At 72.2% G+C, this 26,198-nt stretch carries 29 protein-coding genes and 2 pseudogenes; 16 read left to right on the forward strand and 15 right to left on the reverse strand.

The window, feature by feature from the left end; all coding sequences use genetic code 11:
* Positions 1–185: 185 nt before the first annotated feature.
* A complete protein-coding gene (locus tag IEY95_RS17640) occupies positions 186–935 on the reverse strand; it encodes a response regulator transcription factor (protein ID WP_189186995.1) in 750 nt (249 codons plus the stop codon).
* 153 nt (positions 936–1,088) lie between these two features.
* Between IEY95_RS17640 and IEY95_RS17645 the strand changes: the two genes are divergently transcribed.
* The 3 genes from IEY95_RS17645 (at position 1,089) to IEY95_RS17655 (ending at position 3,315) form a co-directional block, all read left to right on the forward strand.
* On the forward strand, positions 1,089–1,832 hold the full coding sequence (locus tag IEY95_RS17645; protein WP_189186996.1) for a glycosyltransferase family 2 protein: 744 nt from the start codon (positions 1,089–1,091) through the stop codon (positions 1,830–1,832).
* Positions 1,829–2,446, forward strand: coding sequence for a TIGR04282 family arsenosugar biosynthesis glycosyltransferase (locus IEY95_RS17650; RefSeq protein ID WP_189186997.1), 618 nt, complete (start codon positions 1,829–1,831; stop codon positions 2,444–2,446). The genes IEY95_RS17645 and IEY95_RS17650 overlap by 4 nt, the downstream gene beginning before the upstream one ends.
* A 92-nt stretch (positions 2,447–2,538) precedes the next feature.
* Positions 2,539–3,315, forward strand: coding sequence for a class I SAM-dependent methyltransferase (locus tag IEY95_RS17655; RefSeq protein WP_189187350.1), 777 nt, complete (start codon positions 2,539–2,541; stop codon positions 3,313–3,315).
* A 322-nt stretch (positions 3,316–3,637) separates the two neighbouring features.
* Here IEY95_RS17655 and IEY95_RS17660 read toward each other — a convergent pair whose 3' ends face one another.
* Positions 3,638–4,900 (reverse strand): molybdopterin-dependent oxidoreductase, encoded by a 1,263-nt coding sequence (locus IEY95_RS17660; protein ID WP_189186998.1) that lies wholly within the window; start codon positions 4,898–4,900, stop codon positions 3,638–3,640.
* A gap of 113 nt (positions 4,901–5,013) precedes the next feature.
* Here IEY95_RS17660 and IEY95_RS17665 point away from each other — a divergent pair, with 113 nt between their 5' ends.
* The 3 genes from IEY95_RS17665 (at position 5,014) to IEY95_RS17675 (ending at position 7,895) form a co-directional block, all read left to right on the forward strand.
* On the forward strand, positions 5,014–6,465 hold the full coding sequence (locus IEY95_RS17665) for a hypothetical protein (RefSeq protein ID WP_373294487.1): 1,452 nt from the start codon (positions 5,014–5,016) through the stop codon (positions 6,463–6,465).
* A 177-nt stretch (positions 6,466–6,642) separates the two neighbouring features.
* A complete protein-coding gene (locus tag IEY95_RS17670; protein ID WP_189186999.1) occupies positions 6,643–6,795 on the forward strand; it encodes a hypothetical protein in 153 nt (50 codons plus the stop codon).
* 122 nt (positions 6,796–6,917) lie between these two features.
* Positions 6,918–7,895, forward strand: a complete 978-nt coding sequence (locus IEY95_RS17675) for an NADPH:quinone reductase (protein WP_189187000.1) — start codon at positions 6,918–6,920, stop codon at positions 7,893–7,895.
* A gap of 207 nt (positions 7,896–8,102) precedes the next feature.
* Here IEY95_RS17675 and IEY95_RS17680 read toward each other — a convergent pair whose 3' ends face one another.
* Positions 8,103–8,894, reverse strand: a complete 792-nt coding sequence (locus tag IEY95_RS17680; RefSeq protein ID WP_229703108.1) for a L,D-transpeptidase family protein — start codon at positions 8,892–8,894, stop codon at positions 8,103–8,105.
* Here IEY95_RS17680 and IEY95_RS17685 point away from each other — a divergent pair.
* Positions 8,893–9,219 (forward strand): hypothetical protein, encoded by a 327-nt coding sequence (locus IEY95_RS17685; RefSeq protein WP_189187001.1) that lies wholly within the window; start codon positions 8,893–8,895, stop codon positions 9,217–9,219. The two genes, IEY95_RS17680 and IEY95_RS17685, sit on opposite strands and share 2 nt — an antisense overlap.
* Positions 9,220–9,368: 149 nt before the next feature.
* On the opposite strand, the gene IEY95_RS17690 is transcribed toward IEY95_RS17685, so the two are convergent.
* From IEY95_RS17690 to IEY95_RS17700, 3 genes are all read right to left on the reverse strand, one after another.
* Positions 9,369–9,824, reverse strand: a complete 456-nt coding sequence (locus IEY95_RS17690) for a (2Fe-2S)-binding protein (RefSeq protein WP_189187002.1) — start codon at positions 9,822–9,824, stop codon at positions 9,369–9,371.
* A gap of 10 nt (positions 9,825–9,834) precedes the next feature.
* Complete coding sequence (locus tag IEY95_RS17695; protein ID WP_189187353.1) at positions 9,835–11,937, reverse strand: xanthine dehydrogenase family protein molybdopterin-binding subunit; 2,103 nt, start codon at positions 11,935–11,937, stop codon at positions 9,835–9,837.
* Between the two features lie 179 nt (positions 11,938–12,116).
* Entirely contained in the window at positions 12,117–13,700 is a 1,584-nt protein-coding gene (locus tag IEY95_RS17700; RefSeq protein ID WP_229703111.1) for a serine/threonine-protein kinase, read from the reverse strand.
* A 322-nt stretch (positions 13,701–14,022) separates the two neighbouring features.
* On the opposite strand from IEY95_RS17700, the gene IEY95_RS17705 reads away from it, so the two are divergent.
* Positions 14,023–14,574, forward strand: coding sequence for a DUF4231 domain-containing protein (locus tag IEY95_RS17705; protein WP_189187004.1), 552 nt, complete (start codon positions 14,023–14,025; stop codon positions 14,572–14,574).
* A 38-nt stretch (positions 14,575–14,612) separates the two neighbouring features.
* On the forward strand, positions 14,613–15,005 hold the full coding sequence (locus IEY95_RS17710; RefSeq protein WP_189187005.1) for a TOBE domain-containing protein: 393 nt from the start codon (positions 14,613–14,615) through the stop codon (positions 15,003–15,005).
* Between the two features lie 246 nt (positions 15,006–15,251).
* On the opposite strand, the gene IEY95_RS17715 is transcribed toward IEY95_RS17710, so the two are convergent.
* Positions 15,252–16,187: a LysR family transcriptional regulator gene (locus IEY95_RS17715; protein WP_189187006.1), complete on the reverse strand. Its 936-nt coding sequence runs from the start codon at positions 16,185–16,187 to the stop codon at positions 15,252–15,254.
* Positions 16,188–16,207: 20 nt separating this feature from the next.
* Positions 16,208–16,447: pseudogene (locus IEY95_RS17720) on the reverse strand (helix-turn-helix domain-containing protein); the annotation flags it as partial.
* A 15-nt stretch (positions 16,448–16,462) separates the two neighbouring features.
* Between IEY95_RS17720 and IEY95_RS49095 the strand changes: the two are divergent.
* Positions 16,463–16,772 (forward strand): annotated as a pseudogene (locus IEY95_RS49095) (aldehyde oxidase); the annotation flags it as partial.
* Here the strand turns inward: IEY95_RS49095 and IEY95_RS17725 are convergent.
* Positions 16,742–17,230 (reverse strand): molybdopterin-dependent oxidoreductase, encoded by a 489-nt coding sequence (locus tag IEY95_RS17725; RefSeq protein WP_189187007.1) that lies wholly within the window; start codon positions 17,228–17,230, stop codon positions 16,742–16,744. The pseudogene IEY95_RS49095 and the gene IEY95_RS17725 overlap by 31 nt on opposite strands.
* Before the next feature lie 175 nt (positions 17,231–17,405).
* Between IEY95_RS17725 and modA the strand changes: the two genes are divergently transcribed.
* The 3 genes from modA (at position 17,406) to IEY95_RS17740 (ending at position 20,252) form a co-directional block, all read left to right on the forward strand.
* Complete coding sequence (modA, locus tag IEY95_RS17730) at positions 17,406–18,230, forward strand: molybdate ABC transporter substrate-binding protein (RefSeq protein WP_189187008.1); 825 nt, start codon at positions 17,406–17,408, stop codon at positions 18,228–18,230.
* On the forward strand, positions 18,227–19,093 hold the full coding sequence (locus tag IEY95_RS17735) for an ABC transporter permease (RefSeq protein WP_189187009.1): 867 nt from the start codon (positions 18,227–18,229) through the stop codon (positions 19,091–19,093). Before modA ends, IEY95_RS17735 begins: the two co-directional genes overlap by 4 nt.
* Before the next feature lie 64 nt (positions 19,094–19,157).
* Positions 19,158–20,252 (forward strand): ABC transporter ATP-binding protein, encoded by a 1,095-nt coding sequence (locus tag IEY95_RS17740; protein ID WP_189187010.1) that lies wholly within the window; start codon positions 19,158–19,160, stop codon positions 20,250–20,252.
* A 21-nt stretch (positions 20,253–20,273) separates the two neighbouring features.
* Here the strand turns inward: IEY95_RS17740 and IEY95_RS17745 are convergent, their stop codons facing one another.
* Positions 20,274–21,035, reverse strand: coding sequence for an FkbM family methyltransferase (locus IEY95_RS17745; protein ID WP_229703112.1), 762 nt, complete (start codon positions 21,033–21,035; stop codon positions 20,274–20,276).
* A 250-nt stretch (positions 21,036–21,285) separates the two neighbouring features.
* Here IEY95_RS17745 and IEY95_RS17750 point away from each other — a divergent pair, with 250 nt between their 5' ends.
* Complete coding sequence (locus IEY95_RS17750) at positions 21,286–21,750, forward strand: cupin domain-containing protein (protein WP_268240478.1); 465 nt, start codon at positions 21,286–21,288, stop codon at positions 21,748–21,750.
* Positions 21,751–21,928: 178 nt separating this feature from the next.
* On the forward strand, positions 21,929–22,348 hold the full coding sequence (locus IEY95_RS17755; protein ID WP_229703114.1) for an ATP-binding protein: 420 nt from the start codon (positions 21,929–21,931) through the stop codon (positions 22,346–22,348).
* A gap of 225 nt (positions 22,349–22,573) precedes the next feature.
* On the opposite strand, the gene IEY95_RS17760 is transcribed toward IEY95_RS17755, so the two are convergent.
* Both IEY95_RS17760 and IEY95_RS17765 read right to left on the reverse strand, forming a co-directional pair.
* Positions 22,574–22,777 (reverse strand): cold-shock protein, encoded by a 204-nt coding sequence (locus IEY95_RS17760; RefSeq protein WP_010986199.1) that lies wholly within the window; start codon positions 22,775–22,777, stop codon positions 22,574–22,576.
* 279 nt (positions 22,778–23,056) lie between these two features.
* Entirely contained in the window at positions 23,057–23,395 is a 339-nt protein-coding gene (locus tag IEY95_RS17765) for a MerR family transcriptional regulator (RefSeq protein ID WP_189187012.1), read from the reverse strand.
* A gap of 152 nt (positions 23,396–23,547) precedes the next feature.
* Here IEY95_RS17765 and IEY95_RS17770 point away from each other — a divergent pair, with 152 nt between their 5' ends.
* Positions 23,548–24,345, forward strand: a complete 798-nt coding sequence (locus IEY95_RS17770) for a hypothetical protein (protein WP_189187013.1) — start codon at positions 23,548–23,550, stop codon at positions 24,343–24,345.
* Positions 24,346–24,492: 147 nt separating this feature from the next.
* Here the strand turns inward: IEY95_RS17770 and IEY95_RS17775 are convergent, their stop codons facing one another.
* The 3 genes from IEY95_RS17775 to IEY95_RS17785 form a co-directional block, all read right to left on the reverse strand.
* Positions 24,493–24,771 carry a ribosomal protein L7/L12 gene (locus IEY95_RS17775; protein WP_189187014.1) on the reverse strand — a complete coding sequence of 93 codons (279 nt, stop codon included), beginning with the start codon at positions 24,769–24,771 and terminating at the stop codon, positions 24,493–24,495.
* Between the two features lie 102 nt (positions 24,772–24,873).
* Positions 24,874–25,584, reverse strand: a complete 711-nt coding sequence (locus IEY95_RS17780; RefSeq protein ID WP_189187015.1) for a L,D-transpeptidase — start codon at positions 25,582–25,584, stop codon at positions 24,874–24,876.
* Positions 25,574–26,104 carry a SigE family RNA polymerase sigma factor gene (locus IEY95_RS17785; RefSeq protein ID WP_189187016.1) on the reverse strand — a complete coding sequence of 177 codons (531 nt, stop codon included), beginning with the start codon at positions 26,102–26,104 and terminating at the stop codon, positions 25,574–25,576. The genes IEY95_RS17780 and IEY95_RS17785 overlap by 11 nt, the downstream gene beginning before the upstream one ends.
* Positions 26,105–26,198: the final 94 nt, after the last annotated feature.

The following is a 26,198-nucleotide window of genomic DNA, read 5'->3' on the forward strand; positions in this document are numbered from 1 at the left end:
CTCACAACAGGGCATGGCTTCGAACATGGTCGGACCGGCCTCGCGGCGGGACACGGCAGCGAACATCGTCGGACCGGCCTCCCGACAGGACACGGCAGCGAACATCCTCAGACCAGCCTCCCGGCAGGACACGGCAGCAAACATCCTCGGACCGGCCTCCCGGCAGGACACGGCAGCGAACATCGTCAGACCGCCTCCTCGCCGGGCGCGGCGTCGAAGCGGTAGCCGACGCCCCACACCGTCTGGATCAGGCGGGGTCTGGCCGGGTCGTCCTCGACCTTCCCCCGTAGTCGGCGTACGTGGACCGTGACCGTCGACAGGTCCCCGAAGTCCCAGCCCCAGACCTCGCGCATCAGGTCCTCGCGGCTGAAGGCGCGGCCGGGATGCCGGAGGAAGAAGGCGAGGAGGTCGAACTCCCGGATGGTGAGGGCGAGTTCGACGCCATCCTTGGTGGCGCGGCGGGCGGCCGGGGCGACGGTGAGACCGGCCGTGTGCAGGGGCTGCGCGGAGGGGGAGGGCCGGGTCCGGCGCAGGACGGACTCCACGCGCAGGACCAGTTCCCTGGGGCTGAACGGCTTGGTGACGTAGTCGTCCGCGCCCACCTCCAGGCCCAGGATCCGGTCGTCCTCGTCACCGCGGGCGGTGAGCATGATGACCGGCACGGGTCCGCGTCCGCGCATCCGCCGGCACACCTCCAGGCCGTCCATGCCGGGCAGCATCAGGTCCAGGACCACCAGGTCCGGCCGTTGCGCGGCGGCAAGGGCGAGCGCGGCGGGTCCGTCCGCGGCACGGTCCACGACGTAGCCCGCACGGTCGAGATACCCGGAGACGACCTCGGCGACGGTCGGGTCGTCGTCCACGACGAGGACGCGCGTCGTGGCCCCGTACCCGCTCGGGGCGGCTCCGGCACCTGGGGCTTCGTACGGCTGATGCATGTGTCCAGCCTCCCACCGGCCGCGGGTCCGTGCCGACCTCCGACCTGGACGTCCGTGATTCGTAAGGAGTCCCGACGTCCGTGTCCGCGACGGGCCCGACGTCCGCGTTTCGTAAGGACCTCAAGTCCGATATTTACCTTTCGCGTTCGTAGGGTGAAGGCCGTGACTGCCCATCCCGCCTGTCCCCCATCGGACCCGGAAGTCGACGTGGTCCTCCCCTGTCTCAACGAGGCCGAAGCCCTGCCCTGGGTGCTCGCCCGCATCCCCCCCGGCTGGCGCGCGCTGGTCGTCGACAACGGCTCCACGGACGGCTCGGCGGAGCTGGCCCGTGGCCTCGGCGCGACCGTGGTGCGCGAGGCGCGGCGCGGGTTCGGTGCCGCCTGCCATGCGGGGCTGACCGCCGCCACCGCGGACATCGTGTGCTTCTGCGACTGCGACGCCTCACTCGACCCGGCCCTCCTCGTCCCGTTCGTCCGCGACGTGCGCGACGGTGGGGCCGATCTCGTGCTCGGGCGGCGCCGCCCGCAGGGCCGGAGCGCGTGGCCCGCGCACGCCCGGGCGGGCAATCTTGCGCTGGCGCGGATGCTCCGGCGCCGCACCGGGCTGCGCCTGCACGACCTCGGACCGCTGCGGGCCGCCCGCCGCGAGCCGCTGCTGGGCCTCGGCCTCACCGACCGCCGCAGCGGCTACCCACTGCAGATGGTCGTCCGGGCCGCCGACGCCGGTTGGCACATCACCGAGCACGACGTTCCGTACCTGCCGCGCACCGGCGTCTCCAAGGTCACCGGCACCTGGCGGGGCACCTGGCAGGCGGTACGGGACATGCGCCGCGTCCTCGCGGAACCGCCGGCGCACCTCGAGACGCCCGCCCCCTCTCAGGGAGGAACCACCCAGTGACGACTCTCCTCGTCATCGCCAAGGAACCGCGGCCAGGACGGGTCAAGACCCGGCTCACTCCGCCGTTCACGCCCCGGGAAGCCGCGCTGCTCGCCGAGGCGGCCCTCGTGGACACCCTGCGTACGGTGGCGGCGACGCCCGCGCGGCGTCGCGTGCTGGTGCTGGACGGAGAGCCGGGGGCCTGGCTGCCGCCCGGCTTCGACGTCCTACCGCAGTGCGCGGGGGGTCTGGACGAGCGGCTGGCCGCGGCCTTCGCCCACTGCGACGGGCCGGCGCTGCTCATCGGCATGGACACGCCGCAGGTGACGCCCGAGCTGCTCAGCGTGGACTTCGCCGACTGTGACGCGTACTTCGGGCCGGCCGAGGACGGGGGGTTCTGGGCGCTGGGGCTTGCGGAGCCCGACCCCGGACTGCTGCGGGGCGTGCCGATGTCCACGCCGACGACGGGGGCGGCGCAGCGTGGGCGGCTCGTCGCCGCGGGGCTGCGGGTGCGGGATCTGCCCCGCCTGCGGGACGTGGACACGGCCCGCGACGCGGAGTTGGTCGCGGCGGGGGCGCCTCATGGCCGGTTCGCCGCGGAGCTGGCCCGGGTGCGGGCGGTGAACCACCGATGAGCACGGCACCCGGCGTCGGGGCCGAGTTGGAGGTGGGTGCCGGCGCCTGCACGATGCCGCCGCGCCCTCCAGCGCCACCCCTGGCGGCACGCATGCTCGCGGCCAAGACGGCCACGGCTGCTCCCTGGTCCACGGACCCGTACTCCGACGCGCTCCGTACCGGCCGAGGCCCCCTCTACCTTCGCCGTGCCGACGGGTGGCTGCTCCCTCTCGACGTAGAGCGGTGGTGTGCGCGGGCCGACGCGGCCGATCTGGAGGCGCTGCGGCGCTGCGAAGGGGCCGTGCTCGACGTGGGATGCGGGCCGGGGCGGCTGGTCGCCGAGCTTGCGGCGTGGGGGTGGCCCGCGCTCGGGATCGATGTCAGCGAGGCCGCCGTCGCGCACACGGTGCGGCTCGGCGGGCAGGCGCTGCAGCGCTCCGTCTTCGAGCCGCTCCCCGGTGAGGGCCGCTGGGACACCGGGCTCCTCATCGACGGCAATGTCGGCATCGGCGGCGACCCGGCCGCCCTGCTGAGCCGGATGTCCCACGTCCTGGCCCCGGGCGGCCTGTTGATCGCCGAGACCGTCCCTGACGTGGACGTCGACGAATGCGTCGACGTCCACGTCGTCCGCGTCGCCGGCGCCCACGGTGGCGTGGGCCCGGCCTTCCCATGGGCCCGCCTCGGCACCCCGGCCCTGCTGCGGCACGCGACGCGCGCGGGCTGGCGCCCGGACGGTCAGTGGGCGACCGGCGGCCGCTCCTTCGTCGCCCTGCGCAACCGCCGCAGCCTCCGTACGAGGAGCAGCGCCGAGCCGCCGAACAGCACCGCCGTGATCAGCAGCCAGCGGGACAGGAAGTCGTCGCCCGAGAGGACGGTCGCGGACCTGTAATGGTCCGCGACCTGCCCGCTGATCAGCGGAAACCACACCAGCAGCAGGAGAGCGGAGAGCGCCGCCGGGACCCGGACGTACACCGTCCACTCCCGGTGGCCGACCCCGTCCAGCGCCCCCGTGACGGCCCGGTCCGCCCCCGCGTACAGCGGCACCAGCACCAGGTCGTGCAGCACCGCCAAGCCCACGAACCACAGCGCGACCTCGAACCAGTCGTCGCCGAGCAGTCGCACCGCCGCGTACCCGGCGAGCGCGAACGAGCAGGCGAACAGCAGGATGTGGAGCGGACTGCCCAGCGCGGGCTTTCCGAACGGCCGTCGCATCACAGGTCTCCGAACGTCATCCGGGCCACCCACTTGGTGTTGAGCACGCCGGGCGCGGCGGGAACGATGATGCGCGCCGGGTAGCCGTGGTCGGGTGTCAGATCCTCGCCGTTGACGAACAGGGCGAGCAGGGAGCGCGGGTCGCGCACCTGGTTGTCGCGCAGGGCGGCCCGGCGGAAGGCCCCGTGCCGCTGGAGCGACTCCACCAGCACGTCGGGCGCCGCGCCCTCCTCGTACCCGACGAGAGCCGCCAGGTCCCGCAGCCGCACCCCCCGCCACCACTGGTCGGAGGTCGACCAGCCCTCCACGCAGGCGATGGGCAACGCGGAGCTGTGCAACGGGAGTCGCAGCAGCTCGGCCCGGCTCAGCCGGACCGTCCGGCGGGGCCCCTCGACGACCAGCCGCCAGGCCTCCCCGCTCGTCTCGCTCGCGCTGATCCCGCGCGAGGCGGCCGTCTTGTTGATCTGGAATCCGGCGGGACCGGAGCCCGGTTCGGCGCCGCCGTGCGGGGCGAGCAGGGCCGTCTCCCGCAGCGGCCCGTCGAAGCTGTGGCCCGCCGTCGTGGCGAACAGGAGCAGCGAGCCGCCGCCGACGAACCCGAGGGCACCGCGCCGCGAGACGGTGGGCGGGGCGGGGTCCGGCGCCACCAACTCGCCGCCCTCCTCGTCCCGATGACGCTCGTCTCCCGGGTGGCGCTCGTCCTTCATGCGGCGCAGAGTGCGTACGGCCATCGGCACCCGCAGCACCGCGTGCGCCACGAACGCGGCGAAGAACACCCACGCGCCGTAGAAGTGCAGCGGATAGAAGGAGCCGGGGAAGACGTAGTCGAGCTGGACGTTGAGCACGCCCGTCGTGAACTCGAAGAGGGCGCCGCCGACCAGCAGGAGCAGCGAGATCCGCTCCAGGGCGTGCGCGAGGGACCGGGCCGGCGGCAGCGTGAACAGCTTCGGCACGACCGACCACAGCTTCGCCAGGAGTACCGGGATCAGGACGATGCCGAGCGTGACGTGGACGCCCTGGGTGAGCCGGTACAGCCAGGACGGGTCGGTCGGCCAGGAGAAGAGATAGAAGCCGAGCAGCCCCTTGTCCGGGGTCATGTCGTTGACCGGCGACAGGTCCGGGTTGTACGCGGCGTACGACAGGAGACCCGTGACGAACAGCACCGTGATCCCGCCGAGCAGCACGACGCCCAGCACGGAGGTGAACCAGGGGCCGCGCAGCGGGCTGCGCCAGAACGCAGGGGAGGAGGGAGACCGTGGCATGCCCCGACGGTAGGCCGGGAACACCCCCCGAACGGGTCCGCAAACCATGACGAAACTCTGACGTCCAGCCCTGCGGGGGCCCCACCGGGCCGCCCCCGGCCTAGCGTGCCGGTGTGAACCGCGATCTTCCCCGCGACCCCCGCGACTCGCTCCACGGCCTCCGCGACCGTCCCCGCGAACCCGGCGATCTCCCGCGCCACCCCCGCGACCCCCGCGGCCTTCCCTGCGATCTTCTCCTCGATCTGTCCGCCGCCCTCGCCGCGGCTCTGCTCGTCACGGCGGCCGTCCTGATCGGCAACTCCATCGAGCGCCGCGACGGCACACTGCACGTCAGTTGGCCTCCGCTGTACGCCCACTGGGAACCGCATGTCGGCCCCGGCACCGCGGCCGCGATCGTGGTGGCCGTCGCCGTCGTCGCGTACGGGCCGCCGCTCGCCGCCCGGCTGCCCTGGCGCGCGCTGCCGTTCGCCGCCTGGGGCACCGCCATGGCGTGGACGTACTCCCTCGCGCTGATCGACGGCTGGCAGCGCGGGATCGCCGGGCGGCTGACGACCGGGTACGAATATCTGCAGGTCATCAGCCCCGTCAACCGCTTCCACGACATCCCGGCCGCCCTGCGGGACTTCACCCACCACATCCTGATCCACTCCCCCGACCACTGGCCCGCGCATGTCGCCGGACATCCCCCCGCGGCCACCCTCACCTTCGTGCTGCTCGACCGGATCGGGCTGGGCGGCGGGGCCTGGGCGGGCGTCTGGTGCATCACCGTCGGGGCGACGGCGGCCGCCGCGGTCCTCGTCACCGTACGGACGCTGGCCGGGGAGGCCCTCGCCCGCCGGGCCGCCCCGTTCCTCGTCCTCGCCCCGGCCGCCGTGTGGATGGGCACCTCCGCGGACGGGTACTTCACGGCGGTCGCGGCCTGGGCCGTCGCGTTCCTCGCCCTCGCGGTCACGGGACACCGGCCCCGGGCGACCGGTCTCGCCTCCGGGCTCCTCTTCGGCCTCACCGCGTATCTCTCGTACGGGCTGACGCTGTTCGCGGTGATCGCCTGCGCCGTCCTGCTGCTCGGCCGCCAACGGCTGCAGCCTCTCCCGTACGTCGTCGCCGGACTCGCCGTCGTGCCGCTGGTATTCACGCTGCTCGGCTTCAACTGGTGGGAGGCGTACCGCCTGCTCGTCACCCGCTACTACGAAGGAGCGGGCGGCATCCGGCCGTACGGCTACTGGGTGTGGGCGAACCTCGCGTGCACGGCGCTCATCGTGGGCCCGGCGACGGCGGCGGGCCTGCGCCGGGCGGGTGCGGCCCCCGTGCGCAAGGGCGTCCGCGGCTGCCTCCGTGACCCCGCGGCCGAACCCCGGCTGTCGCTCCTGGTGTTCGCCGCCCTGCTCGCCCTTCTCGTCGCCGACCTCTCCGGCATGAGCAAGGCGGAGACGGAGCGCATCTGGCTGCCGTTCGCGATGTGGCTGCTCCCGGCGTGCGCGTTCCTCCCCCGGCCGCGCGCCTGGCTCACCGCACAGGCCATCCTCGCCTTGACCCTCAATCACCTGCTGTTCACCGGCTGGTGACGCCGCGTCGGACCGGTCGGTCACCGCCCACGGCGCCTACCCCGACGGGCAGGGCGCCGACATCGCCGCGAACGGACTGGTCGCCCAGTCCAACGGCGACACGGTGGCAGTCCACCAGCCGAACGCGACCCTGTCGGTCCGCACCTACAACACCGGCGCGACCACGGCCCGACCCCCTTGCGCCGGGCCCCGGACAGCTCCCGGCTCTTCGCCCTCGTGGGGGCGACCAGCGGCTACACCCTCAAGGCGCTCAGCGACCCGACGCTGAACAACCCGACCCTGACGGTGAACGCGTCGTCGACCGCCACGCGCGCCAAGCCGCTCCGGTGACGCGCGGGCAGCGCGCTCCGGCCGGTCGACACGCTCACGGGCCGACCCGCACTCCGCGCGCGGGGGGCATGATCCGCATACGCTCGACGGGCACACCCGCCGAGAGGCTACGGAGGTCCGCAATGCTCGCGTCCTGGTACGACCGGCAGGGCCCGGCGGCCGACGTGCTCCAGGTCGGCGAGCTGCCCGACCCCGAGCCCGGCCCCGGCGAGGTCCGCGTCCGCGTGACCGTGTCGGGAGTCAGCCCCGGCGACACCAAGAAGCGGCGCGGCTGGCTCGATTCGTCGATGCCCTTCCCCCGAGTGGTCCCGCACAGCGACGCGGCCGGTGTCGTCGACGCCGTCGGCGAGGGGATCGACGCACACCGCATCGGGCAGCGGGTGTGGGTGCACGGAGCCCAGTCCTACCGGCCGTTCGGGACCGCGGCCCAGTACACCGTGGTGCCCGCCCCGCAAGCCGTGCCCCTGCCCGACCACCTCAGCGACGAACTCGGCGCGAGTCTGGGCATCCCCGGGATCACCGCGCACCGGTCGGTGTTCGGCGACGGCCCGGTCGACGGCAGGACCGTTCTGGTGCACGGCGTCCTCGGCGGCGTCGGCTCACTGGCCGCGCAACTCGCCCGCTGGGGCGGTGCGACGGTGATCGGCACCGTGCGGCGCGGCGCGGACCTGGACCACGTCGACCCCCACGTGGTGTCCCACGCCGTCGCCCTCGACCGGGACGACCCGGCCGAGGCGATCCGCGCGTACGCCCCCGAAGGGGTGCAGCGCGTCGTCGAGGTGGACCTGTCCGACAACGCCGACCTGGACGCCGCGGTCGTCGCGAACGACGCGGTCGTCGCCGCCTACGCCACCCGTGACGACCGGCCCCGCCTCCCCTTCTGGCCCCTGCTGTTCCACAACGTGACCCTGCGTCTGCTGGGCAGCGACGACTTCCCCGCCGAGGCGAAACGACAGGCCGCCCGCGACCTCACCGCCGCGGCCGCCGTCGGCGCCCTCACCGTCGACGTCGGCGAGCGCTACCCGCTCGACGCGATCGCCCACGCCCACGACCGCGTCGACGCCGGCGTCCGCGGCCGGGTCCTGGTCACCGTCCCCTAGGTCCTGTCGTCAAATTCCCGTCGTCCGCCCGGAGGGCGGGCCCCGCGGCGTCAGGTGCGTGCTCTCGGCGTGCCGGGCACAGGCCCTCGTACTGGATGTACTTGGGTCTGTGCCCGGTGCGGCGAGAGTGCGTGCATGGCGTCGCGGGGCAGACGGGAATGTGACGACAGGGCCTAGGGGGTTTGTCGTACGTCCTCGACCGGGACGTCAGCGGGCGAGGGACTCGGCGTCCCCCATGACGATCACCGGGTGCCGGCCGGGATCGAGGGTGCGCAGCAGCTCCTTCATGTGCTCCCGTGCCAGGCTCACACAGCCGTGTGTGGGGCCGCCGTGGTCGACGTGCAGCCAGACGCCGCCGCCCTTGCCCGCGCCGAGGGGGCGGGTCCAGTCGAGGGGGGAGGTTCCGGGCTCGCGGTTGTAGTCGATCGCGACGACGTAGTCGAAGGAGCCCGCGAGCGGCTCGCCCCCGAAGCCCGTGCCGCCGACGGCGAAGCCACCCGAGCGGTCGTACGGCATCTTGGTACCGGGATCGGGCCGCAGCCCGCCGGCGTCGGTGAGGCCGAACACGCCGATGGGCGAGCGGAGATCACCGGCGTGGTGGTCGTCCGTCCAGCCCTTGAGGGCGTTGTGGGCCGGCCAGGTGGCCCCCGGCCGCCAGCCCCCGCCGCTGGTACGCCGGTACAGCACCACCCGCGATATCGGGGAGTCCTTGCCCCGGCCGGTGACCAGGACGACCTGCCGCGCGTTCCGGGGTATCCCGGCCAGCGTCGCGGGGCCCAGGCCCGGCAGCGGCGCGGGGACGGCTGCGGGGGACGCCTCGTCGGCCGCGGAGGATTGCCGGGGCATGGCCTGAGTGGTGCCGGGGGTGCCGGGGGTGCCGAGGGCTCCAGGGGTCGATTCGGTGGACCCGGCGCCCGCGCACCCGACAAGCGTCACGGTCAGGACCAGGGCTGCGGCCGCCATCCCCACGGGGAACGGGCGACTGGTTGATGAAGCCATGATCGGCAGCCTGGACGAGACATGTGAGGAACTGGTCAGGGTGCGGCCGGCTCTGGAAACGGCGAACGTATCCGCCCAGCGGCAGCTGAAGGACCGGGTCCACTCCGCCTCCGGCGCCACGGACAGAGCCGGCGTCGCGCTCGCCGATCCGGTGTCGGATCTGGTGGCACAGCTCCAGTCGACCGTCGGCAATCCGGTCAAGGCCCTGACGGGCGCGCCGGGCACGGCGACGGGCCTGGTGTCGTCGGTGCTCGGCGTGCTCGGCGTGGTCGCGGGGCTGCTCGGCGGCGTGACGTCGGCGGTTCCGGCCCTGCCCACCACGTGAGCGGACGGGCCCGACGGGGCCAGTGAGTACCCGGTGGGTGCGCGGAGGCTCGGCCTTCCGCGCACCCACCGCGATCAGCGGGACAAGGCGACGGCGTGCGGCGGTCGCGCGCCGACGGCCGCCATGGCCGTCGGGAGGCGTCGAGATCCTCAGCCCTGGGCGGAGGCCTTCTTGATCGCCTCGCGGATCCGGGAGTACGTACCGCAGCGGCAGACGTTCTCGATGCGGTCGATGTCGGCGTCCGTCGGGCTGGACGTCTTCTTGAGGAGGGCCGCCGCGGCCATGATCTGCCCGGGCTGGCAGAAGCCGCACTGGGCGACATCGCAGTCGAGCCAGGCCTGTTGGACCGGGTGCAGCGTGTCGCCGTCGGCCAGGCCCTCGATGGTGGTGACCTTGCGGCCCGCGCAGTCCGCGACCGGGACGACGCAGGGCTGGATCTCCGCCCCGTCGAGATGGCTGGTGCAGGCGCGGCAGACGCCGACCCCGCAGCCGTACTTGGGACCCGTGACGTCCAGCAGGTCGCGCAGGACCCACAGCAGCGGCATGTCGGCCGGCGCCTCGACGGTGACCGGCTTCCCGTTGAGCAGGAACGAGTAGGAGGGCATCGGCACCGTCTCAGAAGTTGATCGGGAATCGGCGGGGGCGGGTACCCGTCGCGCGGGCGTAGGCGTTGGCGACGGCGCCCGCAGCCGCGGGGACGCCGAGTTCGCCCGCCCCGCCGGGGTCCCGCCGGGAGGGCATGATGTGCGCCTCGAAATGCAGGGGAGCGTGCCGCTGGCGGGCGTAGTGGAAGTCGGCGAAGCTGCCCTCGCGGACGGCGCCCCGGTCGATGTGCAGGCCCGCTTGCAGCACGGTGGAGATGCCGTCGGCGGCGGTGCCCATGAGCTGGGCCTGAAGCCCGCGCGGGTTGACGGCCGTTCCGACGTCGGCCGCCATCACCACCTTGGTCACCCGGGGTTTCTTCGGGTCGGTGGCGTCGATCTCGACCAGGCAGGCCACGCAGGAGCCGTACTCCTCGTGGACGGCCACGCCCTGGGCCTGGCCGGCCGGCATGGTCCGGCCCCAGTTCCCGGTGCTCGCGACCTTGTCGAGCACCGCCTTGACCCTCTTGCTCCGGAGTGTCGTACGCCGGAAGGCGACCGGGTCCTCGCCCAGGCTCCCCGCGACCTCGTCGACGACGATCTCCTCCGCGGTGCGCGAGGTCCCGGAGTCCACCGAACGCCAAGCGCCGAGGGGCATCGCCAGTTCCACTCCGCCCGAATCCCCGGAGACGCGCCCGAAGTTGTACAGCCCGCTGTCGCTGGGCAGCGGGCCCGCCACCCGGGAGCCGGACACGACGCCGGTGACACCGCCCTGGGCGGCCGGCCCCTCCTGCTCATAGGACTCGTTCACCGAGGCCATCATGTGGGTGAAGGACACCACCCTGCCGCCGGCGTGGCTGGCGCGGATCCGGTGGTGGCTGGCCGGGCGCATCCTGCCGTGCCTGATGTCGTCGTTACGGCTCCACATCAGCTTCACCGGCCGGTGAGCCGCCTTGGAGATCAGGGCCGCCTCGATCGCCGCGTCGAAGTTCAGCCGCCGTCCGAACGAGCCGCCGCCCCGCGTGACATGGACCCGTACCTTCGACGCCGGCAGCCCCACCGCCGAGGCGATGCTGTCGCGCGCGTCCATCGGCGTCTGGGACGAGAACCAGAGCTCGGCACGGTCGGCGCGCACGTCCGCGACCGCGGTCAGCACCTCCATCGGCGCGTGGCTGACGAACGCGAACTCGAACTCGCCCGTCACCTGCCTCGTTCCGAGCAGCGGGGTCCCGAGCGGCGGAACGGCGGCCCGCAGCCGGGACCGGATCCCGGCGTCGGACAGAGCCGCGAGCGGGCCCGGGGCCCAGGTGATCCGCAGCGCGTCCCTGGCCTTGAAGGCGTGGTGGAAGGAGTCCGCCACCACGGCGACACCACCGGCGATCCTGACGACCGCGTGGACGCCCGGCAGGGCGCGGGCCGCCCGGTCGTCGACCGAGACGACCTTCCCGCCGAGCGTCGGCGGCCGCGCCACCACGGTCGGCTTCGCTCCGGCCACCGCCACGTCCCCGGCGTACTTCGCCCTGCCGGTGACGATGTCCCGCGCGTCGATCCGGGTCGTCGGCCGCCCGATCACCCGGTGCTCGGACGTCGGCTTGGGCTTGGTCGACACGGCGGGGTGCTGGATCCGTGCGGCGCTCTCGGTCAGCGACCCGAAGGTGGCCGTACGCCCGTCGGGTGCGATCACCATCGTGTCCCGGGTACGCAGCTGCCCCGCCGGCAGGTGCCAGCGCCGAGCGGCCGCGGTCACCAGCTTGGCGCGCGCGGTGGCCGCCAGCTCGCGGGCGGGACCGTACAGCGAAGTGACCGAACTGGAGCCGCCGGTGTACTGGTTCCCCTTTTTCCGGGCCTCGGCGAGCGGGATGTCGACGTCGGCGAGCCGGGCGTCGAGCTCCTCGGCGATCATCATGGCGACCGCGGTCGTGATGCCCTGGCCGACCTCGACGCGTGGCAGTCGTACGACCACCCTGTTGGCCGCCGTGACTTCCAGGACCAGCATCTCCTCGTCGGTGCCGGTCACCAGGACGTCGGACGGGGTGCTGACGCCCGCCGCGGTGGGCTCGACGCCCTCCGCCGAGGATCCGTCGCAGCCGAGTGGCGCCGCGACGGTCAGGGTGGACGCCGCCAGCGTGTAGACCATGAACCTGCGGCGGGACAACTGACGGGCCACCTGACAGTCCTCTCCGAGTACCCGGGTTGGTTCGACTGTTCTCTAGGAGGGGCCAGTCCTCTTCCGGGTTGCCTACCCGGAGAGTTGATTTGAACGCGCGCGCCGCCCTTCGCTCACCCGAAGGTGTGCCTCGGCCGCCGGCGCACGCCTCAGTCCGTGCGGAAGCCGGCCTTCACCGTGTCGAAGACGGGGCGGTACTTGTCCCACTGGGCCTCCGGCGCCGAGACGTAGATGTCGTACTCCTTGCCGCCCTCCTGCCCGAAGCCCAGGTCGATGGCGCGGAACGCCCGTACCCGTCCCTTGAAGGTAAACTCCCAGATCGCCGCGGCCTTCCCCTGGAAGGTGGTCCGCTCCATCCGGATCCTCCGGTACGTGGAGTAGTTGCGCTTGGTGTTCGCCTCGATGTTCTTGAAGTGCGACTCGGGGTTCGGGCCCGCGGGGTCCACCGTGCCGATGGTGAGTTCCACCAGGCGGGACGGGTCGGTGTATTTGACCTGCTCGAAGCTCGAAGTGCCGCGCTTCCAGCCGTCCGGGACGGGATAGGAGGCGCCCAGCGTCTTGTCCTCGACCAGGTGGAAACCCTTGGGGACGGACGCGGACGCGGGCGTGGGCGCCGCCTCGGTGCCGTGCGTGCGCGAGCCGCTGTCGCGGTGCGCCGCCATGTACAGTCCGCCCGCGACGGCCGCGCCCACGACGGTCACGGCGACCGCACCCAGGAGGGGCCCGCGGCGCTTGCGACGGCCGCCTTTGCCCTTGTCCTTGCGGCGACCGCTGCCATCGTTGTCGTCGCCCTTGCGGCGACCGCCGCCATCGTTGTCGACGCGGGTGGGATCGGACGGCCGTGCAGGCAGGGAGCGCGTCGGTGCCGGTTGTGGCCGCGGCTGCGACAAGGGCTGCGTCTGGAGCTGGGTCGGAGCCTCCGACGCCACCGCCCGCAGCACCCGCTCCGTCTCCTCCATCGACGGCCGCTCCGCCGGGTCCTTGGCCAGCAGAGCCTCGATGAGGGGTTCGAGAGCTCCGGCCTGCTTCAGGGGAGCGAGCGGGTCGACGACGATGGCGTACGCCGTCTCGACGGCCGTGTCCTTGCGGAACGGGGGCCGTCCCTCGACGGACTGGTACAGGGTCGCGCCCAGCGCCCAGAGGTCCGCGGCGGGACCGGAGTTCCGGCCCTTCATCCGCTCGGGGGCGATGTAGTCGATCGACCCGACGATCTCGCCGGTCTTCGTCAGCGTCGAGGTGCCGCTCGTCATCGCGATGCCGAAGTCGGTGAGCACGACGCGGCCGCCGGCGCCCAGCAGCACGTTGCCGGGCTTGACGTCGCGGTGCAGCACCCCGGCCGTGTGCGCGGCACGCAGCGCGGCGATCATGCCGAGTCCGATGCGGGCGGCCTCGGCGGGCGGGAGGACCTCGCCTGTCTTGAGCAGTGCGTCGAGGGTGGTCGAGGGGACGTACTCCATGACGATGCAGGGCAGCCCCTGGTCGTCCACGACGTCATGGACGACGACCACGTTCGAGTGCGCGATACGGGCGGCGCTGCGTGCCTCGCGGCGGGTGCGCTCGTAGAGGGTGGCGAGCTCGTCGTCGCTCAGATGCGGCTGGACGTGCAGCCGCTTCAGGGCGACCTGGCGGCTCAGCACCTCGTCCTCGGCGCGCCACACGGTGCCCATGCCACCGCGGCCGATCCTGTCGATCAACCGGTAGCGCCCGGCGACCAGCCGCCCCTCGTCCGACACTGCGCGCCCCTCGCCGACGTTTCTGGTGCCCCTGGTGGTCTCTCCTGGTGTTCGATTCGCATCGACACGCAGCGACACCATAGTCGCCGCGGTTTTCCGGGACTGTGGCGCATGCCATTCGGGAGCTTCGGGCCCGTCGGCGGGCGGAGCCCGGCGGTCGCGGGCATCGTCTGCCGCACGATCGAACCGCCCGCCCGCCGCACCCTGCGCATGCCGCCCTTCCAGACACGGGCGCACGCACGAAGTGACCTACGTATCTTGGGTGTTGACGTTGAACGGTGTGCGCCAGTGCCGCACTCCACGGCGAAGGAGAAGTTGCCCCATGACCGACCCGGCGGCAGACCAGTCGCTCGACGGCCACCCGCTCGCCCCCGGTCCGGAGGCGGTCACGGCACAGGGGTATCTGGAGAGCAGGCTCCTGCAGTACCAGGGCTGGTACGACAGGAAAGCCGTCAGGATGAAGGCCATGCATCTGCGGATGCGGACGATCTCCGTCGTCGGGGGCGCGCTGGTGCCCGTTTTAGTCAACCTCGATCTGTCGTTCGCCAAGCTCACCGCGACGGTGCTCAGCCTGATCGTGGTCGGCTCCGTCTCCCTGGAGAGCGTGTACCGCTACCGGGAGCAGTGGAAGAACTACCGCTCGACCGAACAACTCCTCGGCCACGAGCGGATCTACTTCGAGACCAAGGTGGGCCCCTACACGGGCCTCTCGGAGAGCGAGGCGTTCCGCACCCTGGTCGCCCGCGTCGAGAAGGCGATCGCCAACGAGAACTCCGCGACGCTCAACGTGATGACGCTGGGCGGCCAGGTGAACGCCGATGTCCAGGCCCAGCTCCCGCCCGCCGTCCCGGAGGCCCGGCGCGGGCCACGGTAGAGCCGTCGCGTTCCGGTCGTCGCGTTATCGTCACGCCCATGCAGTCCTACACAATCGGCCAGGCCGCCCGGCTCCTCGGCGTGAGCCCCGACACCGCCCGGCGGTGGGCGGACGCCGGGCGGGTGGCCACGCATCGGGACGAGGGTGGGCGGCGGCTCATCGACGGACGGGATCTCGCCGCGTTCTCCGTCGAGCTGGCCGGGGCCGGCGGTGAGGAGGGTGCCTCCTACACCTCCGTCCGCAACGCGTTCCCGGGCATCGTCACCGCCGTCAAACTCGGCGACGTCGCGGCCCAGGTGGAGATCCAGGCGGGGCCGCACCGGCTGGTCTCGCTGCTGACCCGAGAGGCCGTCGAGGAACTGGGCCTGGAGGTCGGCATGGAGGCCACCGCCCGGGTGAAGTCGACGAACGTGCACATCGACCGCACGTGAGGGGACGTTGAAGTCGGTCGCCTTCGGGGTGGGCGTGGTCCGACCGCCGGGACAGCGGTCGATGACGGGAAGATCGTCCCGGGCGTACGTCGTGGGGGGCCGTCGGCCGGGTCGTCGTACAGCACGCAGAGCACCTTGGCCATGACGCGTCTCTCCTCAACTCCGTTGATCGGGAGGTGCTTTCACCAACCTCGGAGTCAATCGCGCCGGCCAAAGCGAACGTTGCCCTACCCGGACAGCCGACGGCTATCGGCTCCGCCCGCCCAGATGCTCCTTCAGCAGCGCATCGAGGGCGTCCCGCACGTCCGCCTCCCGCGCCACCTCCAACAGCGCCTCCGCCAGCACGGACTGAGGCTCCTCCCGGGCCACCACGATCCCGACCCGGGGCCCGTGCGCGGGCCCTTCCAGCGACACCACCCGCATCCCCTCGGGCACCCCGAACATGTGCAGCCAGGCGTGCGAGATCACGCTGGACCAGCGGCCGCCCGGCAGATGCGCGTACAGCCCGGCGACGGTGTCCGACTCGATCGCCGGGGTGGCCGTCGCGCCGTCGGCGGCGAAGCACTCGTCGATGATCCGGCGGTTGCGCATCCGGGGGCTCAGCAGACACAGCGGCAGCGCCGCCGCGTGCGCCCAGCGGGCCGTCGGCGCCGTGGCCAGCGGGCCGTCCACCGGAGTGAGCAGCACATACCGCTCCTCGTACAGCGGGAAGCGGCGTACGTGACGCAGCTCGTCGTCGTCGAGATACGTCATCGCCGCGTCCAGCTCGAACTCGGCCAGGCCGTGGCTGATCTCGGCGGACGACAACGACTCCAGCCTGACCCGGGCCCGCGGGTGCCGCTCGCAGAACGGGGTGGTGAGAAGGGAGGCGGCGGGCAGCGCGGTGGGGACGATGCCCAGGCGCAGGGTGCCGGTCAGGCCGCCACGCAGCGCCGACAGCTCCTGGCGCAGGGCGTCGCGCTCGGCGAGGATCCGGTGTGCCCAGGCGAGCACGACCTCGCCCTCCGGGGTGAGCCCCTCGTACTTCCTGCCCCGCCGCACGATCGGCACGTCCAGCTCGTGTTCCAGCCGGCGGATCGCCGCCGACAGCGACGGCTGCGTGACGAAACAGGCCGCCGCCGCCCGCGCGAAGTGCCGCTCCCGGGCGAGCGCGACCAGGTACTCCAGCTGACGCAGCAGCATGCGTGACCTCCGTTGGCGGGTCAGCGTCGCAGACGCCGGGCGATCCTGTCATGGGAGGGGTCGCCTTCCCGGCTGAGCAGGGCGGCCCACAGGTCGAGACGGTCGTAGAGGCGGCAGAGGTCGCGGCCGGTGAAGTGCTCGATGCGCTGAATGCGGTAGTGGACGGTGTTGACGTGCAGGTGCAGGGCCTCCGCCGTCCGTGCTCAGGAGCCGTCGCACGCGGGGAACGTCTCCAGGGTCCTCAGCGGCGCCGCGGCGGACGTGTTCCCGGCGTCGAGAACGTGCGCGTCGACGGGCGCGGCGAGGTCGAGACGGCCGCCTTCCGCCGCTACCGGCTGCCGCAGTACGCCGACGTCCGGCGCACCGAGGTCCACTTCATGGAGACCGCCGACGCGATCGGTCCCCTCGGCGCCGAGTCGATGAGCGAGAGCCCCTTCAACCCGGTCGCCCCGGCCTTCGAACGCCCTGCGCGACGCGACGGGACCGCGGTTCACCGAGCTCCCGCTGACCCGGGACCGGGTGTGGCCGGCCCTGGACGCGGCGGCTCGGCGGCCTCAGTCGCCGCCGGCCGTCCACGACGTGTAGCGGCCGTCCACGCGAATCGCGTTGATGCCGCTGATGTGCCGGGCGCCGCAGCGGTCCTGGGGCAGCACCAGCTGGGGACCCGCCGCATCGAGCGGGGTGTCGTCGATGCCGACCGCCAGCAGCACCGGGGAGTGCGCGAAGTCGGGGTCGATCTCGGCCCAGGTGAGCAGGGCGTGGTGGCCGTCCGAGCCCGTCACCGCGATGAGGAAACGCAGCCGGTCCTTGCGGCGGGCCGGGTCGAAGACGGGTCCGGCCGCGTGCAGGACGTCATGCAGCAGCGGCCCCTCGAAGCGGTGGTGCTGTACGCCGCTGGTGGCGCACTCGAAGCTGACCCGGACCCGGTGCTGGGGCCAGGCCAGCAGGTCCGGCACGGTCAGCCGGGCGGGACGGGCCAGGTCTCCGGTCAGGGTCAGCTCCGCCGCCGGGCGGACGGGCGGTTCCGTAAGGGACTGGGTCACTGGGTACCACCTCCCGGGAGACGGTACCCGCAGCACCGTCCCGGACAAACGCACATGCGTACATCCATGCGTCGATCACCGGGCTCATGCGATGCAACAGGAGACTTACGGGTGGCATCTGCGGAAGTATGATCCGCGTATGCATGACTAAGGCTCGAGAAGGAGTAGAACCGTGATGACCCGTACCGCACGCCGGACCCGCCGGACCCTGCAGGTGGCAGGCGCCGGCGCCGCCGCGCTGCTGGCCCTGAGCGCCTGCTCCTCCTCGTCCGACTCCTCGGCGAAGCCGGACTCCTCGGCCTCCGCCAAGGACACCTCGAAGCTCTCCGGCACGGTGACCGTCTTCGCCGCCGCCTCCCTCAAGGAGAGCTTCACGACGCTGGGCAAGGAATTCGAGAAGGCCCACCCCGGTACGAAGGTGACCTTCAGCTTCGGTGGCAGTGACACGCTCGCCGCGAGCATCACGGGCGGCGCCCCGGCCGACGTGTTCGCCGCCGCCAGCCCCAAGACGATGGCGATCGTGACGGACAAGAGCGACGCGCTCGGCACCCCGGCCACCTTCGTCCGCAATCAGCTGGAGATCGCCACCCTGCCCGGCAACCCCGACAAGGTCACCTCCCTGAAGGACCTCACCAAGTCCGGCCTGAAGGTCGTCCTGTGCGACAAGACGGTGCCGTGCGGCGCCGCCGCGCAGAAGGCGCTGGACGCCAGCAGCCTCAAGCTCACTCCGGTCTCTTACGAGCAGGACGTCAAGAGCGCCCTGACGAAGGTGGAGCTGAAGGAGGCCGACGCCGCCGTCGTCTACAAGACCGATGTGAAGGCTGCGGGTGACAAGGTGGAGGGCGTGGAGTTCCCCGAGTCGGCCAAGGCCATCAACGCGTACCCGATCGCCCTGCTCAAGGACGCGCCCAACGCGGCCGCGGCGAAGGCGTTCATCGAGCTGGTGAAGTCCGCCGAGGGTCAGAAGGTCCTGACGGCGGCCGGATTCCTCAAGCCGTGACAACAGGTCTGGACACCTCCGACGCCGCGGCCGACACCCTGACCGGTGGGCCGCGGCGCGGGCGCGTCCGGAAAGGTACGCGACGCGGTGCGCCGCTTCCCCTGCTGCTGCCCGCCCTCGTCGGCCTGGCCTTCCTGCTCCTCCCGCTGGTCGCCCTCCTCGTACGGGCTCCCTGGCGCAGCCTGCCGGACCAGCTGACCAGCCCGGAGGTCTGGCAGGCGCTCCAGCTGTCCCTGGTCACCGCCACGGCGGCCACCGCGGTGAGCCTGGTGCTCGGCGTGCCCCTCGCGTGGCTGCTCGCGCGCACCGACTTCCCGGGGCGCGGCTTCGTCCGGGCCCTGGTGACGCTGCCGCTCGTGCTGCCCCCGGTGGTGGGAGGCGTGGCCCTGCTGCTGGCCCTCGGCCGCAACGGGATCGTCGGGCAGTGGCTGGACTCGGCCTTCGGGATCACGCTGCCGTTCACCACGGCCGGGGTGATCGTGGCCGAGGCGTTCGTGGCGATGCCCTTCCTCGTGATCAGCGTGGAGGGCACACTGCGTGCCGCCGATCCGCGCTACGAGGAGGCCGCCCTGACGCTGGGCGCCTCCCGCTTCACCGCCTTTCGCCGGGTCACGCTGCCGCTGATAGCACCCGGGATCGCGGCGGGTTCCGTGCTGGCCTGGGCCCGCGCGCTCGGCGAGTTCGGCGCGACGATCACCTTCGCGGGCAACTTCCCCGGCCGTACGCAGACCATGCCGCTGGCCGTGTACCTGGCCCTGCAGAACGACCCGGCCGCCGCGATCGCGCTGAGCCTGGTGCTGCTGGCCGTGTCGATCGCGGTCCTCGCGGGACTGCGCGACCGCTGGATGACGGCGGCGTCATGACGGGCGGGTACGAGACAGTGGTGGCGCCATGACCGACGGACGCCTACGAGACGGTGATGGCGCCATGACGAAACCGACCGCCCCCGCCGACCGGGGCTTCGCCGACGAGGGACCCGACAAGGGCCTCGACGCCCGCCTCGTCGTCCACCGCGGCGCCTTCCACCTCGACGTCGCGCTGACCGCCGCCCCCGGCGACGTCGTCGCGCTGCTCGGTCCGAACGGCGCGGGCAAGACCACCGCGCTGCGCACACTGGCCGGGCTCACCCCGCTGTCCGCCGGCGGGCATCTGCGGCTGGACGGCGCCGCGCTGGACCGTACGCCGCCCGAATCCCGTCCCGTCGGCGTCGTCTTCCAGGACTATCTGCTCTTCCCGCACCTGACCGCCCTCGACAACGTGGCCTTCGGACCGCGCTGCCAGGGCGCGGGGAAGGCGGAGGCACGGGCGCAGGCCGCCGCATGGCTGGACCGCATGGGCCTGGCCGAGCACGCCGGGGCCAAGCCGCGCCGCCTCTCCGGCGGGCAGGCGCAACGCGTCGCCCTCGCCCGCGCGCTGGCCACCCACCCCCGGCTGCTCCTGCTGGACGAACCGCTCGCCGCGCTCGACGCCCGCACCCGCCTCGATGTGCGCGCCCAACTCCGGCGCCACCTGGCCGACTTCGAGGCCGTCGCCGTCCTGGTGACGCACGACCCGCTGGACGCCATGGTGCTGGCCGACCGGCTCGTCGTCATCGAGCACGGGCGCGTCGTCCAGGACGGGACACCGTCGGACATCGCCCGGCATCCGCGCACCGATTACATCGCCCAGCTGGTCGGCCTCAACCTCTACCGGGGGCAGGCCGAGGGCCACACCGTACGGCTCGACGCCGGCCCGGCGATCACCACCACCGAGGACCTCGACGGACCCGTCTTCGTGGCCTTCCCGCCCGGCGCCGTCACCCTGTACCGCGATCGCCCCACCGGCTCCAGCGCCCGCAATCTGTGGCAGTGCCGGGTCGGCGGACTGGAGACCCACGGCGACCAGATCCGCGCGGACCTCACCGGCGAACTCCCGCTCGCCGCCGACCTGACGACGGTCGCCGCGGCGGAACTCGACCTGCAGCCGGGCGCCCCGGTCTGGGCGACGGTGAAGGCCACGCAGACGCACGCGTATCCGGCATAGCCCCAGTGCCTGCCCGGCCGATCATTCGGACGCGGGCACGGCGGCCGCGCGCACCATCACGCAGTCGAACTCCACCACCCGGCCCGTCGCCGCTTCCCGCGACACCGGGTACATGCCCGTGATCTCGAAGCCGCTCTCCTCGTACACGGCGATCGCCTCGCCCATCCGGGGGCTGCCCTCGTACAGCCGCAGTGTCGCGACCTCCGACTGCATCCCGACGAACTCGGGGACGCGTTCCCCGGCGCCCGCGAACACCTCCAGGTCGTACCCCTGGGTGTCCATCTTCAGATAGGGCCGGGGATCGGTGATCCCGGCCAGCGCCTTGTCCATCATCCCGTCGAGCCGGCGGATCTCGATGTCCTCCGTGCGCGTCTTCGCGAACCGCTTGTAGCGGTCCTTGCCGTAATCGCTGGGCGGGAGAAGGGAGTTCATGGTGTTCCAGCCCACATGGATGGACCGGGTGGCGTCCTCGCGGCCCAGCCCGACCTGGTGCACCCACCAGTCGGGGTCCTCCTCCGCGGCCTTCTGGAGCTTGGCGAAGGCCTCCGCCGTGGGTTCGAAGGAGACGATCCGGCCGCTGTAGCCGAGGCGGCGCAACTGGCGTCCGTACTGGCCGGCGTTGGCGCCCACGTCGAAGACGCAGTTCACCTCGTACCGGTCGAGGAGTGCGGCGACATGCTGCCCGCAGAGGTAGGCCGCGGCCGACAACTGGAAGCGGCGTTCGTCGGCAGCCGTCGCCTTCTCGTCGAGGAGCAGGCGTGCGCCGGTCTCCCCGAGAGACACGTTCCTCCAGGCCGCGGTTCTGCCGCTCAGCACCAGATCGGCACCCCGGCCCAGCGGAACGCGTCTGCGCTCACCACGCCGGTAGACCACCGCTGTACCCGAACCGAGATCCAGCACTCGCATCCCTATCCGGGGAAGCAGCCCTAGCAGTTTTCTGTGAAGGGTCGGCATCCCCACACCCTTTCAGACATGTCGGGGCGCGCACCGGGAGTTGGTTGAACCGCCTTCATCTGCGTGGTACAGCCATGTGGTGACCTCTCCAGAGACGCCTTCCGCCGTCCCGCCGCTGGCCGCCGAACTGGGCATGCAACAACACCCCGAGGGTGGCTGGTTCGTCGAGACATGGACGGCGCCACAGGCCTTCCGCCCCGACGGCTACCCCGGCCCCCGCGCCGCCGCGACCGCGATCTACTTCCTGCTCACCCCGCACGACACGTCCGCCTGGCACACGGTGCGTTCCGACGAACTGTGGCTGTGGCACCGTGGCGGCCCCTTGGACCTGCTCCTCGGCGGCGACGGCCACACCCCCGACTCCACCCCCACGGTCGTCCGCCTCGGCCCCGCCATCGAGGCCGGCGAACGCCCCCAGGCCCTCGTCCCGGGCGGTGTCTGGCAGTCCGCCCGCCCGGCAACCGATCAGGAGGTCCTGGTCAGTTGCGTGGTGGCCCCGGGCTTCGACTACGAGGACTTCCGCATGCTCGACTCGGGCCTGTGACACCTGCCCGAAAAGACTCCGTCGCGGCTTTGTGACGTACGGCGCTGGTTGCGGATCACCAGGGGCGGGCATCACCCGGAGGCAGGACCGGCCGCGCACCTTTTCGCGCGGGTCCCGGTCGGCGGGGATGGAGCCGCCGGGTGCCGGTTGTCCTGGAGGGGGAAGAGAGGTGTCAGTCATGCGTGCGCACCAGCGCGCCGTCCGGACGACCGCCCGTGTGGAGTACACACTGCCGCGTACGGCCGTCTCGGCGGGCAGGGCCCGCAGGTTGACGTCGGCGTTCCTCACCCGGCCACGGCCGCGGATGGCTGCGCCGACGGCCGACCAGGTCGACGACGCCACGCTGATCGCCTCGGAACTCGTCGCCAACGCCATACGGCACGGCCGCACCGGCTGCCGGCTGCGCCTGCAGCTGGGGCAGGGACAGGTGACCGTCGAGGTCCACGACGACAGCCCCGGGCGGCCCCACGTCGGCCCGCTGAACGCCGACTCGGAGAGCGGCCGCGGCCTCGCGATGGTCCAGCAGCTCGCCCACAGCCTGGAGGTCGTCAACACCGGCTTCGGCGGCAAGACGGTCCGCGCGGTCCTGGCGGTGTAGTACCGCGGGGAATTACGGGTTACGCGAGTTTCGGGGTACCGAAAGTGGGTAAAGCGGGCCGAGAAATTCGCCCGAAATTCATTGAGGCAGGACGCCCGGAGGAAGCCGGGAAGAAGCCCCAGGGAAACAAAAAGCAGGTGACCGGGACCCGCACCTCAGGGGTGCGGGTCCCGGTCACCTGTAAGCGTCGGCCGACTCGGAAGTCAGGCGTCAGCGGGTCCCGGACTAGGCGGGGACGATGTTCTCCGCCTGGGGGCCCTTCTGGCCCTGGGTGACGTCGAAGGTCACCTTCTGGCCTTCCTGGAGCTCACGGAAGCCCTGGGTGGCGATGTTCGAGTAGTGGGCGAAGACGTCGGCGCCGCCGCCGTCCTGCTCGATGAAGCCGAAGCCCTTTTCCGCGTTGAACCACTTCACGGTGCCAGTAGCCATGTCATATCTCCTTCGGGGCAAAGCTCGAAGGCCCACACTGTGTGGACCTGCGTCGCCGCGATGATTGCCCCATCCGGAAAACGCACCGGAAAAACTTTGGGAACCACAACTGCAACTGATATCGACACTAGCACGGTACTGGTCCCGAAGGCGGGCGCACTATCTCACCCCACTCCGGGGAATAAAAAATCTGTCGGCACCCCGAGCCAATTTCTGCATCGGCCGAAACAGATATTCAGGCCGACCGGAGACGGTGCCGCAGGCCCTGAGCGCCCGTCGTCAGGCGTCCTGCGTCGCCGACCGGCGCAGTTCCGCGTTGAGCCGCAGGGCCTCGTCGAGGCGGTCCTCCAGGGTGACGATGCGGCACGCGGCCCCCACCGGCGTGCCCTGGTCGACCAGGTCGCGGGCGCGTGCGGCGACGCGCAGCTGGCTACGGGAGTAGCGGCGGTGACCGCCCCCGGACCGCAGCGGCGTGATCAGGCCCGCCTCGCCGACGGCGCGCAGGAACGCGGGGGTGGCACCGATCATCTCGGCGGCGCGGCCCATCGTGTACGCGGGGTAGTCGTCGTCTTCAAAGCGGTCGGTGGGGCTCGCTGAGGTTCCCTGGGGCAGGTGCATCACCTCCACTCTGACAGATCCACGAAAGGCACCCCGAGGGCGTCCACCGACGGGGCGGGGCCGGGCTCACCCGGACGGCCCCGTGCGCTGGTGGGCGGCCGTGCGCGGTGGTGGCGTGGAAGGACACACCACGTCCTCGGGAGGCCTTCGCCATGAACCGTCCGTCCTGTCTCCTCGCGTCCGCCCTGACCGCGGGCATGCTGCTCTCGACGGCCGCGTGTTCGAGCTTCGGCGACCGTGCTGGTTCCGGTGATACGGATGTCCCGGCGTCCGCCATGGCCAAGGACTCCCCCACCGCCACCACGCTCACTCAGGAGCAGGCCCAGGCCGCGCTGATCACCAACTCCGACCTGGGGTCCCAGTGGACCGCGACACAGGGCACGGCGACCTGGCACGACTCACTGCTCAAGGGCAAGGTCGACGCGAATGCCTTCGTCACGAACAAGCAGAACGCCGTCGACTGCCAGAAGCTGCTCGACGGCCTGTACGCCGAGGACCTGCTCGGTGACCCGAAGGGAGGACAGGCCGCCACCACGTTCGACGACAGCGGCAACAACGCGCAGATGCGCTACCAGGTCGCCGGGTACGCGAAGGCCGACGTGGACGCGAAGCTGGCGTGGCTGAAGACGCTGCCGGACAAGTGCGACCAGTTCCCCGCCGTCGACGCTCAGGGCGCACAGCAGAACATCCAGGTCATTTCGACGTCGCCGCCCAACGTGGGCGACGCCCGCCAGGGGCTGCAGATCACCGTGGACGGTGAAGTGGACGGCGCTCCCTCCACCTTGACCCTGGACTTCGTCGCCGTACGCGTCGGCGACAGCGCCCTCTCCCTCACCAACGGCGGCCTCGAAGGAGCCGAGCAGGACTCCACCGAGCAGGCCGTCCAAGCGGGCACCACCCGTCTGAAGGACGTCCTGGCGGGCAAGACGCCCCCGCCCACACAGGGCTGAGTTCCCTCGCCCCTCCGCCCCGACCCGTACCTGGGGGCCGCGTCCCTCTCAGGGGCGCGGGGAACTGCGCGACAAGCTCCCAACGGCCCGCAGCCGAAGGGCTGGTACGGGTCGGGCAGGGGCGGAGGGGGCGGAAAACCACCCCGCTCACCCCATCCGCTCGACCGCTTCCTTCGCCTCCCGAAGGTCGGCCCCCGTGGCCTCGCGGTACGCCTTGATGGCCTGGATCTTCTTGCCGTCGCGCAGGAGGGCGGCGACCTGGGGAAGGTGCGGGTCGTCCTGGTGAAGGCCGAGGTGGTCGAGGATCAGGTCGAGTTTGTGCTCGACACGCGCGATTCTGCGGTCGGTGCGACCCAGCTTGCTTTCCAGCCCCGCGAAGCTCGCGATCATGAGCGCGGCGAGGACGAAGAGACCCGTTATTTCCATGGCCAGTGATCCTAGGACCCGCCGCCGCCGGAACCGATGCGGCGCAACAGGCCCGGCAGCGCGCGTCGTTCACCCTCCGCGCCGCGACCCTGACGACAGGCCCTAGCCGCCGGACGTCCCCGTACCCGTACCCGCACCCGGCGTCGCGGTGGGCGGCGTGGAAGTCGACCTCGAGGTCGGGGTGGCCGAGGGAGCCGTCCCCTCGACGTCGATCACGGAGCCCGGGCTCAGCTGCTCGTACAGCCACTTCGCGTCGCTCTGGCGCAGGCCGATCCAGCCGGTCGTGAGGTCGTAGTTGCCGGGGGCCTTCGCGTCGTACGTCAGGCCGGCGATGTAGTTCGTCCTCCCGTCGGAGGCACTGAATTCGATCACCCAGGGGACTTTGAGGTTGTAGCCGTCCTTGAGTCCGGCCACGCCGGCCGGCACCAGCTTGACGGACTCCTTCGCGGTGACCGTCATCCGGCCCGTCCCCGTGGGCGTCCACGCGGTGCCGGAGGAAAGTGGCAGTTCGCGGCCCGCCACCGAGATCACCCGCCGGGACAGGTCGACCGTGGCGTCCGGCACCGCCGGGAGACTGGGCGTGCCGGTGGGGCTCGCGGCCGGGGCCGGGCGCTGTTCCGTGCCGCCGCCGAGGTTCAGGACGAGCGCGAGGGCCAGCCCCGCCGCGGCGGACACGCCGGCCACGGCCAGCGTCGTACGGCGGCGGCGTCGGCGGCGTACCGCCCGTCCGCGGATCTCCGCACCGGACAGCGCCGGGAGCGTTTCGCCGGCCGCGGCCAACTCCCGCAGTTCCGAGGTGAGTTCATCGGACACGGTCGTCCTCCCTCTCCCCCTTGCCGGCCGGATCCGCCGATTCCGCCGAGTCCGCGGACAGCACCCGTGCCAGCGCCGCCCGGCCGCGGGACAGGCGGGCCTTGACCGTGCCCACGGGGGCACCGGTTTCGGAGGCTACCTGCTCGACACTCAGGTCGCACAGATGGTGCAGGACCAGCGCCATCCGCTGCGGCTCGGGCAGCGTGCGCAGCGCGGCGACCAGGGCGGTGCGCTCGGGGTCGGGGCCCGGGGTGTGCTCGGGCGGCGGAGTGCGCCGTACGAGCTCCAGCCAGCGGCGTGCACGGCGCCAGCGGCTCACCGCGAGCCGCATCGCCACGGTCCGTATCCACGCCTCGGGCGCCCCGTCGGCGAGGAACTCCCGCCGCCGGTCCCAGGCGCGTACGAACGCCTCCTGGACGACGTCCTGCGCCTCGCTGTGATCCCCGGTGAAGGCGTAGAGCTGGCCGGTCAGCCGGGGGAACGCGGCGGCGTAGAACGCGTCGAACTCTTCCTCGGTCATGCCCCCCGCCGGAGTTTCCGGAATTTCCGCGGCCCGATGCAACCCGGCCGTCCCTGCCGTGCGTACAGGTCCCGTACGTCGCACATCGAAACAC

Origin of the sequence: Streptomyces albiflavescens (assembly GCF_014645835.1) — a bacterium.
Lineage (GTDB): Bacteria > Actinomycetota > Actinomycetes > Streptomycetales > Streptomycetaceae > Streptomyces > Streptomyces albiflavescens.